Genomic DNA, 18238 nt, shown 5'->3' with positions numbered 1-18238 from the left:
TGGAATCCTTTGATTTGGAATAGTGGCGGTACCGGGATCAGTCGCGGTACGCGACGCCCGGCAGCACGCACAGCAGCTCGTACGCGAGGTTCGCGCCGAGCAGCGCCGTGGTGCCGAACGGGTCGTACGGCGGCGCGACTTCGACGAGATCGCAGCCGACGATGTTCAGCCCCTTCGCGCCGCGGATGATCTCGAGCGCCTGCGGCACCGTGAGGCCCGCGATTTCCGGCGTGCCGGTGCCCGGCGCGTAGGCCGGGTCGATGCCGTCGATGTCGAAGGTGATGTAGACGGGCGTGTCGCCGATGCGTGCGCGTACTTCTTCCATCAGCGGCGCCAGCGACTTGTTCCAGCATTCCTCGGCCTGGACGACGCGGAAACCCTGCTCGCGGCACCAGTCGAAATCCTCGGCCGCGTAGCCGGTGCCGCGCAGGCCGATCTGCGTGACCTTGTCGCCGTGCAGCAGGCCTTCCTCGACCGCGCGGCGGAACGGCGTGCCGTGCGCGATCTTTTCGCCCATCATCGTGTCGTTCACGTCGGCGTGTGCATCGACGTGGATCAATGCAACCTTGCCGTGCTTGCGGTGGATCGCGCGCAGGATCGGCAGCGCGATCGTATGGTCGCCGCCGAGTGTGATCGGCTTGCAGTCGTGCTCGAGGATCGCGTCGTACGCGGCTTCGATGCGAGCGATCGAATCGTGCAGGTTGTACGGGTTGATCGCGACGTCGCCGATGTCGGCGATCTGCAGCGAATCGAACGGTGCGGCGCGCGTGGCCATGTTGTACGGGCGCAGCAGCACGGATTCCGTGCGGATCTGGCGCGGGCCGAAGCGTGCGCCGGTGCGGTTGGACGTGCCGAGATCGAACGGCACGCCGACGAAGCAGGCGTCGAGGCCTTCGGCGCTCGCCACGTGCGGCAGGCGCATCATCGTCGCGATGCCGCCGCAGCGCGGCATTTCATTGCCGCCGAGCGGCTGGAAATGGGTGTGGTCGTTCATGGGGATGCCTCTTCCGATGTGGGGTTGCCGTATCATGCGACGCGGCCTGGCGCACAGTTTTACGCGCTCCGCCGGGAAAGAAGAATGCGAAGATATCGACGTAAACATCGATTTTCATCGATGTATGGAAGGGGATGAACGTGCTGGGGAATCTGTCGACCCTCGATCTGCGGTTGATCCGCGTGTTTCTCGCAGTCACGGACGCGGGCGGCGTATCGGCCGCGCAGGCCGTGCTGAACGTCGGGCAGTCGACGATCAGCGCGCAGCTGTCGTCGCTCGAGACGCGGCTCGGCTACCGGCTCTGCGAGCGCGGCCGCAGCGGTTTCCGGCTCACGCCGAAGGGCGAGCGGTTCCACGCGATGAGCCGCAAGCTGCTCGCGGCGCTCGACGAATTCGGGATGGCCGCGCGGCACATGGACCGCCAGCTGGTCGGCACGCTGAACATCGGCCTGATCGGCCATACGCCGGTGAGCCAGAATGCGCGGATCGCCGAGGCGATCGCCGCGTTCCGCACGCGCGACGAAGCCGTGCGCTTCTCGATTTCGGTGCGCGCGCCGGGCGACCTCGAGGAGAAGCTGCTGAGCGACGAGATCCAGATCGCGGTCGGCTACTTCTGGCACCGCGTGCCGTCGCTGCACTACACGCCGCTGTTCATCGAGCGCCAGGTCGCGTACTGCGGCCGCGGCCATCCGCTGTTCGACGGTGCGGGCATGTTGACGCCGGCCGATGTCGCGGGCTTCGAATGGGCATGGCGCTCGTATCCGCTGCCGGAGGCGCAGCTGTCGACGACGCCCGACCGCGTGACCGCGACCGCCGACAACATGGAGGCCGTCGCGCTGCTGATCCTGTCCGGCCACCACCTCGGCTACCTGCCGCAGCACTTCGCGGCGCCGTACGTCGCGCAGGGGCTGCTCGCGCCGCTCAATCCGGACGAACTGCGCTACGACGTGACGTTCCACATGGTCGTCGCGCGCAACGGGCGCGGGAATCCGCTCGTGGAAGCGTTTCTCGAGGATCTCGAACGCGCGCACCAGGCGCCCGACATCGCATGACGCCGGTGCCGCCAACACTGTGAACCAGTGTTACGCCGGCGCGCTTCGCCGCGCCACGCCGCGCCATGCCATGCATCACGGCACCGGCAAGCCTGCGTCGTGCTTCACCTCGCGCAGCGACAGCGCCGATTCGATCGACGTCACGCCCGGCAACATCCGCAGCGAGTCGCGCAGGAACGTGCCGTAGTCGTCGAGGTCGCGCGCAACCACCTGCAGCAGGTAGTCGGCCGTGCCCGCGACGTTGTGGCACGCGAGGATCCGCTCGATGCCGAGCACTTCGCGTTCGAACCGGTCGGCGACCTTGCGGTCGTGCGTCGCGAACCGCACGAGCACGAACGCGACGACGCCGAAGCCGAGCGCCTGTCGCGACAGCTGCGCACGGTAGCGCTCGATGTAGCCGTCGCTTTCGAGCCGCTTGAGGCGCCGTGCGCAAGGCGTCTCGGACAGGCCGACGGATTCGGCGAGGCGCGCGATCGGCAGGCGGCCGTCGCGCTGCACCGCAGCGAGGATCGCGCGGTCGGTTTTGTCGAGCTCGGTCATGTTGGCGGAATCCTTGTTTCGATTCGGTGATTGTGGCGGATTCCGCTACGAATCGCCAATCCGAAGCCAAAGATGGCCAATAATCTCTCCTCCTTCAGCGGCAACATATCGTCATTGAAGGACGGGGGCAGACCATGATTTCCACGCATTTGCTGTTGATTTATCTCGCCGCGCTGGCGGCCATTTATGCGGTGCCGGGGCCCGACATGGCGCTCGTGCTGCAGACCAGCATCGGCCGCGGCGTACGGCCGGGCATGGCGGCGGCGGCCGGGTTGTCGCTCGCGCGCACCGCGCACGTGACGCTGTCGGCGTGCGGCGTCGCGGCACTGATCCGCAGCGCGCCGTGGCTGTACGAGGTGATCCGCTACGGCGGCGCGCTGTATCTCGCCTATGTTGCAATCCAGGTGTTCCGCTCGCCGGTGTTCGCGCTCGGCGACAGCGACGCGGCGGCGACGGCCGGCGAGCTGCGGCAGTCGTTCGTGAAGGGGCTGCTGACGAACCTCCTGAACCCGAAGGCGCTGCTGTTCTGCTCGGTGCTGCTGCCGCAGTTCGTGCGGCCCGAGGCCGGACCGGTCGTCCTGCAGATGTTCGAACTCGGCGCGCTGCTGGTCGCGGCCGGCGTGTGCTTCGACCTCGCGTGCGTGTTCGGCGCGTCGCGCATCGCCGCGTGGATGCGTGCGCATCCGCTCGCGCAGACCGTGCAGCGCTGGACGTTTTCGGCGGCGCTGATCGGATTCGCGCTGCGCCTTTCAATGGACTGAACGCGGTTGCCGCGCCGGTCGACAGGCGGCGCGGCAACGATGCGCCGCGCGCCGCGGCCGCGCGCGATGCCGACCTTCACGCGCGAGCCTTGCAGCAGAAGGGCGTGCGCGCAAATCGTCTGACTGTTCTAAACTTCCCTTAACTTCGCGCAATCGCGAACCGACTGACCGAACGGAACCGATTTCCGCCGGCTATGTCCGATTTCCCGGCTGTTCCGTGCAACGCGGTACCAAGGAGGGTCTGAACATGGCAAGGCATCTTCACGCCGACCGTGAACCCCGAATCGTCGCCGAGTCCAAGTGCCTCGGCCCGTGCGATCCGGCAGAACGCATCCACGTCACGATCATGTTGCGGCGGCAGGAAGAAGGGCAACTCGATACGTTGGTCCACCAGCTCGCCACCGGCGAAGCACAGGCAAAACCGCTGTCGCGTGAAGCGTTCGCGCAGCGTTTCTCCGCCAATCCCGACGACATCCGCAAGACCGAGGACTTCGCGCGTCATCACCAGCTCGCGGTCGATCGCGTCGATCCGGTCGAGAGCGTCGTCGTGCTGTCGGGCACGATCGCGCAGTTCGAGGCCGCATTCAGCGTGAAGCTCGAGCGTTTCGAGCATCGGTCGATCGGCCAGTATCGCGGCCGCTCGGGCCCGATCGCGCTGCCCGACGATCTCGGCGACGCCGTCACGGCCGTGCTCGGCCTCGACAGCCGCCCGCAGGCGCGGCCGCACTTCCGGCTGCGTCCGCCGTTCCGGCCCGCGCGCGGCGGCGCGGCGGGCGTCACGTTCACGCCGGTCCAGCTGGCGTCGCTGTACGGTTTTCCGGCCGGCGACGGCGCCGGCCAGTGCATCGCGATCGTCGAACTCGGCGGCGGCTATCGCGCGGCCGACATCCAGCAGTATTTTCGCGGGCTCGGCATCACGACGCCGCCGGCGCTCGTCGACGTGAACGTCGGTACCGGCCGCAACACGCCGACCGGCGACCCGAACGGCCCGGACGGCGAAGTCGCGCTCGACATCGAGATTGCCGGCGCGATCGCGCCGGCCGCGAAGATCGCCGTCTACTTCGCGCCGAACAGCGACGCGGGCTTCATCCAGGCCGTCAACGCGGCCGTCAGCGACACGACCAACAAGCCGTCGGTGATCTCGATCAGTTGGGGCGGCCCGGAAGCGACCTGGCAGGCGCAGTCGGCGCAGGCGTTCAACCGCGTGCTGCAGGCGGCGGCCGCGCAGGGCGTCACCGTCTGCGCGGCGTCGGGCGACAGCGGCTCGGGCGACGGGCTGCAGGATAGCGCCGATCACGTCGACTTCCCCGCGTCGAGCCCGTACGTGCTCGGCTGCGGCGGTACGCAGCTCGACGCGCTGCCGGGGCAGGGCATCCGCAGCGAGGTCGTGTGGAACGACGAGGCAGCCGGCGGCGGCGCGGGCGGCGGCGGCGTCAGCACGCTGTTCGACGTGCCGGCATGGCAGCAGGGGCTCGCGGTCACGCTCGCCGACGGCAGCCGCACGCCGCTCGCGAAACGCGGCGTGCCCGACGTGGCCGGCGATGCATCGCCGCAGACGGGCTACGAGATATCGGTCGCCGGCACGGCCGCGGTGATGGGCGGCACGAGCGCGGTCGCGCCGCTGTGGGCCGCGCTGATCGCGCGGATCAATGCGGCGGCCGGCGCATCGGCCGGCTGGATCAATCCGGTGCTGTACAAGAATCCGGGCGCGCTGCGCGACATCACGAAGGGATCGAACGGCACCTATGCGGCCGCCTCCGGCTGGGACGCGTGCACGGGCCTCGGCAGCCCGAACGGCGCGCAGCTCGCCGCGATCCTCGCGCGCAAGCCGTCGAGCTGACGCGCGGGCACACGCCTTTCCGTTCGACGCGGGTGTCCTGCCCGCGTCTTTTTTCACCTCCAGGAGCAGCACGATGGGCATCGATTCCGCATCTTCCGGCGGCGTGTATCCGCTGCATCACGGCGACCACAATTCGCATGGCGTGCCGCCGACCGTCAACCCGGTCGCGCTGAGCCGCGGCCGCGACCAGCCGTTCTTCGATCCGGTCGCGTACGGCAACGGCCCCGACGATTCGGTGACCGACACGACCGAGGCGGCCGCGATTACGCATCACACGATCCTGATCGACGGCAAGCGCATCGCGTACACGGCGACGGCCGGCCACCTCGTGACGGTCGACCCGAGCAGTTCGCAACCGGCCGCGAAGCTTTTCTATGTCGCGTTCACGGCCGACGGCGCGAAGGAAGAGACGCGCCCGGTGACGTTCTTCTACAACGGCGGCCCCGGTTCGTCGTCGGTGTTCGTGCTGCTCGGCTCGTTCGCGCCGAAGCGCATCAAGACGTCGATGCCGGGTTTCACGCCGCCCGCGCCGTACCAGATGGAAGACAACCCGGACAGCATGATCGACCACAGCGATCTCGTGTTCATCAACCCGGTCGGCACCGGCTATTCGGCGGCCGTCGCGCCGAACAAGAACCGCAACTTCTGGGGCGTCGACCAGGATGCGGATTCGCTCAAGCAGTTCATCAAGCGCTACCTGACGAAGAACAACCGCTGGAATTCGCCGAAGTACCTGTTCGGCGAGTCGTACGGCACCGCGCGCAGCTGCGTGCTCGCGTACAAGCTGCACGAGGACGGTGTCGACCTGAACGGCGTCACGCTGCAGTCGTCGATCCTCGACTACCGGCAGGCCGGCAACCCGGTCGGCGCGCTGCCGACCGCCGCGGCCGACGCGTGGTACCACAAGAAGCTCGGCATCACGCCGGCGCCGACCGACCTCGGCGCGTTCGTCGAGGAAGTCGCGCAGTTCGCGCGCACCGACTACCTGAAGGCGCTGCGCACGCTTCCGCATGCGGATCCGGCAGCCGTGCAGAAACTGTCGCAATACACGGGCATCGACGCGGCGACGCTGCAATCGTGGAGTCTCGACGTCGCAGGCTACGACACGCGCGGCAATTCGCTGTTCCTGACGACGCTGCTGCATGCGCAGGGGCTCGCGCTCGGCTCGTACGACGGCCGCGTGACCGGAATCTCGTCGGGTATCGCCGGCAAGATCGACCCGAACTCGGGCGGCAACGATCCGACGATGACGGCCGTGACGGGCGTCTATACGGCGATGTGGAACAGCTACCTGAACGAGCAACTGAAGTTCACGTCGAATTCCGCGTTCACCGACCTGAACGACCAGGCGTTCCGGAACTGGGATTTCAGCCACATCGACCCGACCGGCGCGCAGCAGGGCATCGATGCACAGGGGAACGTGATTCTCTATACGGCCGGCGATCTCGCCGCGGTGATGGCGTTGAACGTCGACCTGAAGGTGCTGTCGGCGAACGGCTTGTACGATTTCGTCACGCCGTTCTACCAGACCGTGATCGACCTGCAGCAGATGCCGCTGGAGGACCTGAAGGTGCGGCAGAACCTGTCGGCGCGGTTCTATCCGTCGGGGCACATGGTGTATCTCGACGGCGGCTCGCGCACCGCGCTCAAGCGCGACCTCGCGACGATGTACGACGCGACGGTCAGCGATACGGGTGCGCGGATGCGGATTCGCGCGTTGCAGGCGAAGAAGGCGGGCGGGCACGCGTAGCGTCGCCCGTCGCGGTGTGCCGCGCGCAGCCTTGACGGCTCGCGCGCGGTATTTCAGCCGCAGCGGCCGGCTTACGCGGCCGGCCAGTCGAACGGCGTGTACGGCAGCGCGCGCTTGTGGCGCGAACCGTCGAAGAAGCGCAGCACCGTTTCGTACACGCGATCTTCAACCGGCTTGCCTTCGAGGAAATCGTCGATCTCGTCGTAGGTCACGCCGTACGCGTGCTCGTCGGGCCGCAGCGGGCGCAGTTCCTCGAGGTCGGCCGTCGGCACCTTCATCACGATCAGTTCCTCGCCGCCGAGCGCACGCGCGACCGCACGTACGCGACGCTTGCTCAGGCCCGCGAGCGGCAGGATGTCCGCGCCGCCGTCGCCGAACTTCGTGAAGAAACCCATCAGCGATTCGGCCGCATGGTCGGTACCGATCACGATGCCGCGCCGCGCGCCGGCCACCGCGTACTGCGCGATCATGCGCTCGCGCGCCTTGATGTTGCCGTGCACGAAATCCTGCTGCGCCGGCGTTTCGAATGCGTGGCCGGAGGCGACCAGCGAGCGCAGCATCGCGTCGGCGGCCGGCTTCACGTCGACCGTCAATACCTCGTCCGCGCGCACGAACGCGAGCGCGCGTTGCGCATCCTCTTCGTCGTTCTGCACGCCGTTCGGCAAGCGCATCGCGATGAAGCGCGCATCGTAGCCGCCGGCGCGCAGGTGCTCGACCGACAGTTGCGCGAGCCGGCCGGCCGTCGACGAATCGACGCCGCCGCTGATGCCGAGCACGTAGGTCCGCAGGCCGGTCGAACGCAGGTACTGCGCGAGGAACTCGACGCGGCGGGCGATTTCGGCCTCGGCATCGAAGTGCGGGGCGACGTTCAGTTCGGCAATGATCGCGCGTTGGCGGCTGGCGTAATCGGCGGATGTCATGAAGGAAGTTCCGGAACGAAATGCAAGGCGCTCATCATAAGCGCAATCGCGGCGCGCCGCCGCGCCGGGCGTGCGTTCCGGCGGTTTCGCGTTGCATCGGCGAGACGCGCTGCCTCGCAGTGGTGCAGGGTGCGTCGGCCGGGTGCAGGACGCCGCGCGACGGGCATCCATGCTCGCCCTTTCGACGGGGATGCCGGCCGGATGGCCGAGATCAGCGCCGTGCGAGCACGACACCCACCAGCGCGAGCGCGAAGCCGGCGAGCTGGATCGCCGCGAGCGTTTCGCCGAACAGCCAGTAGCCCTGCAGCGCGGCCAGCGGCGGCGCGAGGAACAGCAGCGATGTCGCGCGCGCTGCATTGCCGCGGCGCAGCATCCACATCAGCATCGTGACCGCGCCGCCGGACAGGAACACGACGCCCCACACCAGCGATACCCACAGCGCCGGCGCGCCGATCCAGCGTGTTTCATGAAGCAGCGCGGCGAAGACGGCCGCGACGAGCGCCGCGCCGAAGTTCTGCACGGCAACCGCCGTGCGCAGGTCGCTCTGCGCGAGCTTGCCTTTCTGGTACAGCGAGCCGGCCGTGATCGACCCGACCGCCAGGACCGACACGGCGACGACGAGCCATGCAGGCGCCGCGTCCGGCGGCGGCGCGACGCCGCCCGTGACCTTCGGCGCCAGCACGAGCGCGACGCCGGCGAGCCCGAGCGCCATCCCGAGCCAGCCGCGCCTGGGCAGGCGCTCGTTGAACAGCGGGACGGCGAGCACGGCGGTGGCGAGCGGCTGCAGCGCGCCGAGCAGCGCCATGACACCGGCGTTCAACCCTTGCGCGACGGCCCAGTAGCTCGCGCCGAGATAGACGCCCTGCAGCAGCGCGCCCGCGATCAGGTGGCGCGGCCATTCGCGGCGGGCCGGCCACGGTGCGCGCGCGACGAGCGCCACGGCGCCGAACAGCACGGCGGTGCCCGCGAAACGCGCGAGCAGGAACAGGTTGGGATCGGCGTAGGGCTTGATTGCCCGCGCAACGATGAAGCCGGTGGACCACAGCGCGACGAACGCGGCGGCGACGATCGAGGTAAGCATGCGTGACGGGCCGCGACGCGGCCGGACAGAACCAGGAAGTCCGCCAGTATCGGGTGAAGCGGTGCCGGCGTCTTGTCGAATCCTGCACTCGTGCCGCGTGATGCGTGGCGGTGCCCGGTGCTCATGGCGCGCCGGGTTGGCGGCGCGGATAGGGATGGGTGCCGCGCCGCACGATGCGGCGCGGGCTGCCGTGAAGGCGCGGCGATCTGCCGAATCGGCGGAATCAGTCGATCGAGAACGTGTCGAGCGGCTGGTTCGCGCGCGCGTCGGTCGCGAAACGCGCAGCGAGCTGTTCGTAGAGCCGGCGCGCTTCGTCGAGCGTCAGGTCGATCCAGTACGGATCGCCGGCCGCGTCGTTGAGGCGTTCGGGCGGAAACTGGATTTCGATCACACTGCCTTTGCGATACATGGCGCGAGCCCCTTTGCTTGATCCGTCGTTCGGCGAAACGCAAAGTGTAGCAACCGGCATTGCGCCGATTCGCGCGCGTCAGGCAATACAGAATTTCGCTTTCGGGAAACGCGGCCGGCCCCGGCCGACCCCGTTTCGCGCCGCCGTCAAATGCCGGTCAAACGGCCGTAATACAATGGCCGGCTTACCCATAACTGTCGCCTCGGGCGCACACGCGATGCTGGCGGAACAACGTCATCAATACATCCTGTCGGAGCTCGGACGGTCGGGCGCGCTGTCGGTCGCGGAACTCGTCCGTTCGCTCGACGTGTCGCGCGAGACGATCAGGCGCGACCTGAACGCGCTGGCCGCGCGCGGCCTGCTCGTGATGACGCACGGCGGCGCGCTGGCCGCGGATCGCCGCGAGCCGAGCCTGTCCGAGCGCGAAGCCGCGAACGCCGAAGCGAAGCGCACGATCGGGCGGCGCGCGGCCGAATTCGTGCCCGACGATGCATCGGTGCTGATCGATTCGGGCAGCACGCCGCATGCGGTCGCGCTGGCGCTTGCCGACCGGCACCGGCTGTCGATCTACACGAACGACTGGCGTACCGCGTTCGTGCTCGCGCGGCGCAACGGCAACCGCGTGACGCTGCTCGGCGGCGAGCTGTCCGACGACGAGGACGCCACCTTCGGGCTCGACACGATCCACCAGCTCGCGCAATACCACGTCGATTTCGCGTTCGTCGGCGCCGGCGGCATCACGCCCGACGGCGAATGCACCGACTACTCGCGGCTCGCGGCCGAAGTGCGCAGCCGGATGATTGCGGCGGCCGGCACGGCGATCATCGTCGCCGACCATTCGAAATTCGGCCGCGTGACGCCGGTGCGGATCAACGGCACGGCTGCCGCCCGCTATCTCGTGACCGAGCGCGCGCCCGACAAGGCCGTGCGCCGCGCGCTGACCGCACGAGGGATCGAACTGCTCGTGTGCGACTGACGCGCGTCCGACATACAAGGTTCATCGAACCGTCATCCCGCGGGAAGAACCGCCGTCAACACTGACCCATTCACCTCGACCGGCCGCCTGGCCAGGGAGCAACGAATGACCGTCAGCGTGCGCAGCTATCTTTCCCCCACCTTGGTCCTGCTGGCCTTCGACTGGCCCGATGCGGCGTCGCGGCCCGATTTCCTCGGCTTCGCGATCCGGCGCACGCCGGGCTTCTGGTCGGTCGACGGCAAGACGCGTGCGCCGGACAGCTGGCTGCCGAACCGCCTGACGTTCGACGGCCCGGCCGCCGACACGCAGGGCGACGCACCGACCGACCAGGCGCCGATCCAGAAATTCATGTGGTGGGATGCGCGCATCGATCCTCAGGACCGCGGTGCGTCGTTCCGCTACGACGTCTACCCGGTCGTCGGCACGCCGGCGAACCTGCAGGTGCTCGACGCGCAGGCCGGCGTGTGCGACGTCGTGCTGCCCGCACACATCGAGGACGGCATCGGTACGTGGTTCAACCGCGCGGTGGTCAGCTCGCAGGCGTTCGCGAAGCAGGTCGCGGCGCTGGGTCTCGCGCCGAACCAGGCGCCGGGCGCGGCGCAGGCGCTGAAGCTGCGCACCTGGCTCGCGAACGACATGGAGCAGGTGTTCGCGGAGATGCTCGACCCCGCGTCGCGCGCGGCGTCGGCCGTCTATCACCTGACCGACACGCTGTGGGCGCTGCCCGCGTTCGAGGCGTTTGGGCGCAAGCACGGCGAAGCGTCGCTCGCGATCGTCTACGACGCGCACACCACGGCGCGCAAGGGCAAGCCGCCGCTGCCGTCGCCGAACCAGCCGGCCGTCGACGCGCTGCAGGGCCTCGCGACGCTCGCGCCGCGCGACAAGACGCACATCATGCACGACAAGTTCATCGTGACCGACGCACCGTCGAATCCGGCGCCCGCGCGCGTGCTGACCGGGTCCGCGAACTTCACGACCGAGGGGCTGACCGAGCAGGCCAACGTGCTGCACGCATTCGACTCGTCCGTGCTGGCCGCGCTGTACAACGACCGCGCGCATGCGCTGGCCGGGAATCCGTCGATTGCGGAGACGGCGAAGCTGACGTCGGGCTGGTCGGCGCCGATGACGATCGGCAGTGCGCAGGTGCGCGTCGCGTTTTCGCCGGAGCCGGCGGGGCAGCGCACGGAGATCGACACGATCGTCGCCGCGATCGCGGCCGCGAAGCATTCGGTGTCGTTCTGCCTGTTCATGCCGACCGATGCGGCGCTGCGCGACGCCTGTTTCGCGGCCGGCGACCGCGGGCTGATGATGTTCGGGCTGGTGAACAGGATCAACGTCGGCAGTGCGACGAAGGCCGATACCGCGCAGCAGGCGGGCCAGGCGCTCGATGCGGCGACGCTCGCGAACCTCGAGCTGTACCACCGCAGCCGCGACAACCACGACGTGATCGATGCCGCGTATTTCTCGCCGGCCACCGTGCCGCAGGGCTTCGCGCCGGAGCTGCGGCTCTTTCCGGGCGAGCCGGCGCCGGCCTTTCCGCCCGTCGTGATCCATCACAAGTTCATCGTGATCGATGCGGAAGGCGCGCATCCGGTCGTCTATACGGGCTCGGCGAACATGAGCCGCAATTCGGAGCAATACAACGACGAGAACCTGCTCGAGATCCGCGACCAGCGGATCGCGGCGATCTATCTCGCGGAATTCCTGCGGCTCTACGAGCACTATCGCGCGCGGGCGCTGGCGATCAACGCGAAGCAGCACGGCACGGATGCCGGGACGGGCGCGCATGCGCGGCTCGCGCTCGCGCCCGATTCGAGCTGGGCGAAGAAGTATTACGTGGCGGGAAGCCCGGAAGAGAAGGCGCGGATCGCGCTGGCGTCGACCGCGCCGACGGACTGACGCGCTGAAGCGCGACGGGCGCAGAGGGTGCGTGCCCCGGCCGGCGGTTATCGCTGCTTATGCGGCGACGTAGCGCAGCACGGCGTCGGCGATCGTGTCGCGATGCCGCGCGCGCAGGCGCGGCGCCGACGGATCGCGGCCGAACGCGGCGCCGAACGTGTAGCGGTTCGACACGCGATGGAAGCAGAACGAGCTGATCAGCAGGTGCAGGTCGAAGGCGTCGATGTCCTTGCGGAACACGCCGCTGGCCGCACCACGCTCGACCAGTTCCTCGAGCGTCTTGATGATGCTGACGTTGCGGTTCTTGAACGACTTCAGCTGTTCGACATACTTCGCGCCGTGGATGTTCTCGATCGACACGAGACGGACGAAGTCGCGATGCTTGTCGTGATAGTCGAACGTGAATTCGACGAGGCGGCGCATGCCTTCGCGCGGCTCCATGTCGCCGACGTGCAGTTCCTGCTCGAGCGCGCGGATGTCGCCGTACACCTTCTCCAGCACGGCCTCGTACAGGCCTTCCTTGCTTTCGAAGTAGTAGTAGAGCATGCGCTTCGTCGTGTTCGTGCGCTCGGCGATCGCGTCGACGCGTGCACCGGCGAGGCCCATCGCAGAGAATTCCTGCGTGGCGACATCGAGGATGTTGCGCTTGGTTTGCTCGGGATCGTATTTACGCCGCGCTTCGGACGCAAGCGCGCGGGTATCGGACGTGGCGGCCTTGCTTCCTGCTTTCATGTGACTTTGTTGTGGCTTCGCGGCGGCTTGGAAGAGGCATTCTAGCATGCGGGAAATCGCCGCCCGGCCGACCTTCCGCTCTAATCGGCAAGGCCGCCCGGCGGGCCGTTTCCGCTGCCGCGGCCGCTCAGCGGCGGCACGATGCGAGCGCGTCGCGGGCCTGGTATGCGGTGTACGTGAGCTGCGCGGCGGCGAGGCCGGCCAGCCCGAACGTGCGTGTGAGCCCGAACGCGGCGAAGCCGTCCGGCACCGGCCGGCCTTCGGCCAGCGCGGCGGCGAGCGCTTCGCCGGCCACCGTGGTCGGCGCCATTCCGTGGCCGCCGAACGCGATTGCGTGCCACACGCCGTCCGCGTCGCGCCCGATCTGCGGCATCTTGTGCCGCGCGTAGCTCATCAGCCCGCCCCACGCGTAGTCGACCTTCACGCCTTCCAGTTGCGGATACACGCGCAGCAGGTCGCGCCGCAGCAGGCGCGCGATCGCGTCGGGGCCGCGGTCGAGCACCGAGATCCGGCCGCCCCACAGGATCCGCGTGTCCTTCAGCGGGCGGTAGTAGTCGAACGCGAAACGCGTGTCGTAGATCGCGTACGGCGCGTCGATCGCGTCGGGCAGCCGCGTGCCGAGCGGTTCGGTCGCGATCACGTAGGTCGCGATCGGCAGCACCGCGCGCTCGATGCGCGGCGACACGCCGCGCGCGTAACCGCCGCCGGCGAACACGACGTCCTTTGCGCGCACCGCACCCTGCGCCGTGCGCACGACGTACCCGGCGCCTTCGCGCGCGATGCCGAGCGCCGCCGAGCGTTCATACACGCGTGCGCCGCCGCGCGACGCGGCCGCCGCGACGCCGAGCACGTACTTGAGCGGATGGAAGTGGAACGCGTTCGGCTCGAACAGGCCGCCGTAATAGCGTTGCGTCTTCAGCCGCTCGCGCAGCGCGCCGGTCGGGACGGGTTCCCAGTCGACGCCGAGTTCGTTCTTCATCAGCGTGCGCACGCCGTCGAGCCGCGACGGGTCGTCGAACCAGTTCGCCAGCATCACGCCCTGGTCGACGATGTCGCAGTCGATTCCGTAACGTGCAATGCGCGTGCGGATCAGGTCGACCGCATCGACGGTGAGCCGGTACAGCCGGCGCCCTTCGTCGCGGCCGAGCATGCGCAGCAGGTCGGCGTTGTCGAGGCTGTAGCCGCCGAACACGAAGCCGCCGTTGCGGCCCGACGCGCCGAAGCCGACCCGTTCGCTGTCGAGCACGACGACGTCGTGCACGCCGCGCTCGACGAGGCCGAGCGCCGTGCACAGGCCGGCGAGGCCGCCGCCGACGATGCAGACCTGCGTATCGATCGTGCCGGTCAGTTGCGGGTACGGCTGGCGGGTAACGGTGGCTTCGTAGAAGTTCTGCATGCGATTTCGATGATTCGTGACGGCGGAGAAACGGACGGCGCGCGTCGATCTTGCCTGAACGCGCGCGCCGCGTCGAATGGGGGTTGTCAGGGGCCGGCCGCCGCGGTCGGGCGGCAGCCGGCGCGAAGCGTGACGTCAGGCTTCAGGCGCCCGGCGTCGGGTTGGCCGGGCGCGCGACGTAGCCCGCGTAGCCGGTGTCGGCCTGCGGCGCGGTTTCGGGCGTCGCGTTGCGTTCGATCCACGGCGCGATCTCCATGTCTTCGTAGCGCACGAGGCGGCATTTGCGCACGAGCGCATAGCCGAGCCAGATCGCGAGGAAGAACGGCAGGCCGATGTAGGTCGCGGCGACGCCGACCCAGTCGATCTTGTCGGAGAGGAACGCCTGGTAGTCCTGGCCGAGCGCGACGACCGCGCACAGCGCGAACGCGAACAGCGGGCCGAACGGGAACCACTTCGACCGGTACGGCAGCTGGTCGAGCCGGTAGCCCTGCTTCAGGAAGCCCTTGCGGAACCGGTAGTGGCTGACCGCGATGCCGAGCCACGTGATGAAGCCGGCCATGCCCGACGTGTTCAGCAGCCACATGTACACGGTCTTGTCGCCGTACAACGATGTGAGGAAGCACAGCGCGCCGACGGCGGTGGTCGCATACAGCGCGTTGCGCGGCACGCCGCCCGGCGACAGCTTCGCGAACAGCTTCGGCGCGCGGCCTTCGACCGCGAGGTTGAAGAGCATCCGCGTCGACGCGTACATGCCCGAGTTGCCGGCCGACAGCACGGCCGTCAGGATTACCGCGTTCATCACGCCGGCCGCGAAGGCGAGGCCCGCGTGGCGGAACACCAGCGTGAACGGGCTCACGCCGATGTCGGTCACGTCGCTTTTCAGCAGGCTCGGGTCGGTATAGGGAATCAGCACGCCGATCACGAAGATCGCGAACACGTAGAACAGCAGGATGCGCCAGAAGATCTGGCTCACCGCGCGCGGAATCGTCGTGCGCGGGTTCTCCGATTCGCCGGCCGCGACGCCGATCATCTCGGTGCCCTGGAACGAGAAGCCCGCGATCATCGCGACGCCGAGCATCGTCGCCCAGCCGCCGGCGAACGGTGCGTCGCCGATCGTGAAGTTGCCCCAGCCGGCGCTCGGGCCGCCCTGCATGATCCCGAAGATCATCAGCAGGCCGACGCCGACGAACGCGAGCACCGTCAGCACCTTGATCAGCGCGAACCAGTATTCGGCTTCGCCAAAGCCGCGCACCGAGAGCGCGTTGAGCGCGAAGATCAAGGTGAGGAACAGCGCGCTCCACCAGACGCCCGGCACGTGCGGGAACCAGTAGCCCATCACGAGCTGCCCGGCGACGAGCTCCACCGCCAACGTCACGGCCCAGCTGTACCAGTAGTTCCAGCCGAGCGCGAAGCCGAAGCCTTCGTCGACGAACTTCGCGCCGTAGGTCGCGAACGAGCCCGACACCGGCATGAACGCGGCCATCTCGCCGAGGCTCGTCATCAGGAAATAGACCATCAGGCCGATCACCATGTACGCGAGCATCGCGCCGCCGGGGCCGGCCTGCGAGATCGACGCGCCGGACGCGACGAACAGGCCCGTGCCGATCGAGCCTCCGATCGCGATCATGCGCAGATGGCGGGCCTGGAGCGCACGGTGGAGGGACGGCTTCGCGGGCGGCGAGCCGGAAGGACGGGGCGAATCGGGGCGGGCATCTGAATGCATGGCGGGCGCTGGGCGCTGTCTCCGGGATTGTTTTTCGGTGACGAAGCGCGACGCGTTGCCGGGCGCGGGCCGGGCAGCGGTGATACGGTGCGAAACGGGCCGGATGAACCGGGCCGCGATGCGTGTCGCGTTCGTCTGGCGTCCGGCTGCCGTAGCGGCGGCCGGCGGCGCGCCGGGTGCGCTGCACCTCGACGCCGCCCCGATTGTGTGTGCCCGATGCGCCGCGGGCAAACGATATTTCCGAACAGGGTGATGCGGGTTTGTCATCAACTTGAGTCGTGCCTCGACCTGTCTGACGGCATGGCTGCGGGCTTCGGATACGTCCCATATCGGGATGGAAACGCACGGGGTGGACTGCCGAGTTGTTGCGTTTTGAGAATGAAGTCGTGAGTTAATATCAATAGCGGCCCGACTTGTGGCCGCCGACAATGTGTTTCATGGATCGTGCCTTGCGAGGCGGGTGCGCGCCGTCCGGCCGGGCTTCCGGCGGCGGCGCAGCGCGATGCGCCGTACGGCGCACCGGGCCCGCCGCGCGGCGCATCCGCTTGCACAGGGCGCGCGAACGCGCTCCAATCGAATCACGCGGGCGGCGCTGCCGCCGCACCGATCAATCTGTCCCTGAAGAGGAAGTGATGCAATTCAACGACATTCTTGCCGCGCTCGACATCGATCTCGCCCAGTGGAAAGGCAATGCGCTGACCGCGCGTTCGCCGCTCGACGGCGCGACGCTCGCGACGCTGGCTGTCGACACGCCGGCCGACGCGGAACGCAAGATCGACGCCGCGCACGACGCATTCCTCAAGTGGCGCACGGTGCCGGCGCCGGTGCGCGGCGAACTCGTGCGCGTGTTCGGCAACGTCCTGCGCGAGCACAAGGCCGAGCTTGGCCGCCTCGTCACGCTCGAGGCCGGCAAGATCACGTCGGAAGGCCTCGGCGAAGTGCAGGAAATGATCGACATCTGCGATTTCGCGGTCGGTCTGTCGCGCCAGCTTTACGGCCTGACGATCGCGTCCGAGCGCCCGGGCCACCGGATGATGGAAACGTGGCACCCGATCGGCGTGTGCGGCGTGATCTCGGCGTTCAACTTCCCGGTTGCGGTGTGGGCATGGAACGCGGCACTCGCGTTCGTGTGCGGCGATTCGGTCGTGTGGAAGCCGTCCGAGAAGACGCCGCTCACCGCGATCGCGTGCCACGTGCTGCTCCAGAAGGCGATCCGCGAATTCGAGAAGACGCATCCGGGCGTCGCGCCGGCGGAACTGAGCCAGCTGGTGCTCGGCATGCGCGATGTCGGCGAGGTGCTGACGGCGTCGAAGAAGGTGCCGGTCGTCAGCGCGACGGGCAGCGTGCGGATGGGCCAGGAAGTCGCGAAGGTGCTGAGCCAGCGTCTTGCACGCGGCATCCTCGAACTCGGCGGCAACAACGGGATGATCGTCGCGCCGAGCGCCGATCTGGATCTCGTCGTGCGTGCCGTGACGTTCGCGGCGGTCGGCACGGCCGGCCAGCGCTGCACGACGCTGCGCCGCCTGATCGTGCATCGCAGCCTGGTCGAGCAGCTGCTGCCGCGCATCGAGAAGGCCTACACGTCGGTGAAGGTCGGCAACCCGCTTGAAGAAGGCACGCTGGTCGGCCCGCTGGTCGATCGCGCATCGTTCGACGCGATGCAGAAGGCGCTGGGCGATGCGCGCGAGCAGGGCGGCGAAGTGAAAGGCGGCGAGCGCGTCGATGTTGGTCATGCCGATGCGTACTACGTGCGTCCGGCAATCGTGCGGATGCCGAAGCAATCGGCGGTGGTCGAGCGCGAGACGTTCGCGCCGATCCTGTACGTGATGGTCTACGACAACTTCGACGACGCAATCGAGCTGCACAACGCGGTGCCACAAGGCCTGTCGTCGGCGATCTTCACGAACGACATGCGTGAAGCCGAGCAGTTCATGTCGGCGGCCGGCAGCGACTGCGGGATCGTCAACGTGAACATCGGCACGAGCGGCGCGGAAATCGGCGGCGCGTTCGGCGGCGAGAAGGAAACCGGCGGCGGCCGCGAGTCGGGTTCGGATGCGTGGAAGGCGTATATGCGTCGTGCGACGAACACGATCAACTACAGCCGGCAACTGCCGCTGGCGCAGGGCGTGAAGTTCGACGTGTGATACTGGGCGCCCGGACGGGCG

At 68.4% G+C, this 18238-nt stretch carries 15 protein-coding genes; 7 read left to right on the top strand and 8 right to left on the bottom strand.

The window, feature by feature from the left end:
- Positions 1–37: 37 nt before the first annotated feature.
- Positions 38–994 (bottom strand): agmatinase, encoded by a 957-nt coding sequence (gene speB, locus DIE03_RS32575; protein WP_039339741.1) that lies wholly within the window; start codon positions 992–994, stop codon positions 38–40.
- A gap of 134 nt (positions 995–1128) precedes the next feature.
- Between speB and DIE03_RS32570 the strand changes: the two genes are divergently transcribed.
- Positions 1129–2046 carry a LysR family transcriptional regulator gene (locus DIE03_RS32570; RefSeq protein WP_260434990.1) on the top strand — a complete coding sequence of 306 codons (918 nt, stop codon included), beginning with the start codon at positions 1129–1131 and terminating at the stop codon, positions 2044–2046.
- Positions 2047–2121: 75 nt separating this feature from the next.
- Here DIE03_RS32570 and DIE03_RS32565 read toward each other — a convergent pair whose 3' ends face one another.
- Positions 2122–2586 carry an Lrp/AsnC family transcriptional regulator gene (locus DIE03_RS32565; RefSeq protein WP_059238912.1) on the bottom strand — a complete coding sequence of 155 codons (465 nt, stop codon included), beginning with the start codon at positions 2584–2586 and terminating at the stop codon, positions 2122–2124.
- A gap of 134 nt (positions 2587–2720) precedes the next feature.
- Between DIE03_RS32565 and DIE03_RS32560 the strand changes: the two genes are divergently transcribed.
- From DIE03_RS32560 to DIE03_RS32550, 3 genes are all read left to right on the top strand, one after another.
- A complete protein-coding gene (locus DIE03_RS32560; protein ID WP_124456274.1) occupies positions 2721–3347 on the top strand; it encodes a LysE family translocator in 627 nt (208 codons plus the stop codon).
- Positions 3348–3594: 247 nt separating this feature from the next.
- The gene (locus DIE03_RS32555) at positions 3595–5187 is read left to right on the top strand and encodes a protease pro-enzyme activation domain-containing protein (protein WP_124456273.1); all 1593 of its coding nucleotides are present in this window, start codon (positions 3595–3597) and stop codon (positions 5185–5187) included.
- A gap of 73 nt (positions 5188–5260) precedes the next feature.
- On the top strand, positions 5261–6937 hold the full coding sequence (locus DIE03_RS32550; RefSeq protein WP_124456272.1) for a S10 family peptidase: 1677 nt from the start codon (positions 5261–5263) through the stop codon (positions 6935–6937).
- A gap of 71 nt (positions 6938–7008) precedes the next feature.
- Here DIE03_RS32550 and nadE read toward each other — a convergent pair whose 3' ends face one another.
- The 3 genes from nadE to DIE03_RS32535 all read right to left on the bottom strand — a co-directional run bounded on the left by nadE (position 7009) and on the right by DIE03_RS32535 (position 9347).
- The gene (gene nadE / locus DIE03_RS32545; RefSeq protein WP_124456271.1) at positions 7009–7857 is read right to left on the bottom strand and encodes an ammonia-dependent NAD(+) synthetase; all 849 of its coding nucleotides are present in this window, start codon (positions 7855–7857) and stop codon (positions 7009–7011) included.
- A 211-nt stretch (positions 7858–8068) separates the two neighbouring features.
- The gene (locus DIE03_RS32540) at positions 8069–8938 is read right to left on the bottom strand and encodes a DMT family transporter (protein WP_124456270.1); all 870 of its coding nucleotides are present in this window, start codon (positions 8936–8938) and stop codon (positions 8069–8071) included.
- Between the two features lie 223 nt (positions 8939–9161).
- A complete protein-coding gene (locus DIE03_RS32535; RefSeq protein WP_006480515.1) occupies positions 9162–9347 on the bottom strand; it encodes a hypothetical protein in 186 nt (61 codons plus the stop codon).
- A 217-nt stretch (positions 9348–9564) separates the two neighbouring features.
- Here DIE03_RS32535 and DIE03_RS32530 point away from each other — a divergent pair, with 217 nt between their 5' ends.
- Together DIE03_RS32530 and DIE03_RS32525 are read left to right on the top strand one after the other, a co-directional pair.
- The gene (locus DIE03_RS32530; protein WP_124456269.1) at positions 9565–10323 is read left to right on the top strand and encodes a DeoR/GlpR family DNA-binding transcription regulator; all 759 of its coding nucleotides are present in this window, start codon (positions 9565–9567) and stop codon (positions 10321–10323) included.
- 105 nt (positions 10324–10428) lie between these two features.
- Positions 10429–12222 carry a phospholipase D-like domain-containing protein gene (locus tag DIE03_RS32525; RefSeq protein ID WP_124456268.1) on the top strand — a complete coding sequence of 598 codons (1794 nt, stop codon included), beginning with the start codon at positions 10429–10431 and terminating at the stop codon, positions 12220–12222.
- Between the two features lie 57 nt (positions 12223–12279).
- On the opposite strand, the gene DIE03_RS32520 is transcribed toward DIE03_RS32525, so the two are convergent.
- The 3 genes from DIE03_RS32520 to DIE03_RS32510 form a co-directional block, all read right to left on the bottom strand.
- A complete protein-coding gene (locus DIE03_RS32520) occupies positions 12280–12954 on the bottom strand; it encodes a TetR family transcriptional regulator (RefSeq protein WP_124456267.1) in 675 nt (224 codons plus the stop codon).
- 127 nt (positions 12955–13081) lie between these two features.
- Positions 13082–14350 carry an FAD-binding oxidoreductase gene (locus tag DIE03_RS32515; protein ID WP_124456266.1) on the bottom strand — a complete coding sequence of 423 codons (1269 nt, stop codon included), beginning with the start codon at positions 14348–14350 and terminating at the stop codon, positions 13082–13084.
- Positions 14351–14492: 142 nt separating this feature from the next.
- The gene (locus tag DIE03_RS32510) at positions 14493–16073 is read right to left on the bottom strand and encodes an amino acid permease (RefSeq protein ID WP_124456265.1); all 1581 of its coding nucleotides are present in this window, start codon (positions 16071–16073) and stop codon (positions 14493–14495) included.
- Between the two features lie 632 nt (positions 16074–16705).
- Here DIE03_RS32510 and DIE03_RS32505 point away from each other — a divergent pair.
- Positions 16706–18217: an aldehyde dehydrogenase family protein gene (locus tag DIE03_RS32505; protein WP_124456264.1), complete on the top strand. Its 1512-nt coding sequence runs from the start codon at positions 16706–16708 to the stop codon at positions 18215–18217.
- The last annotated feature ends 21 nt before the right edge of the window (positions 18218–18238 follow it).

The organism is Burkholderia sp. Bp8992, assembly GCF_003853705.1.
Taxonomy (GTDB): domain Bacteria; phylum Pseudomonadota; class Gammaproteobacteria; order Burkholderiales; family Burkholderiaceae; genus Burkholderia.
Note: the sequence above shows the minus strand (reverse complement) of the source record. Positions and strands in the feature narration are given on the sequence as shown.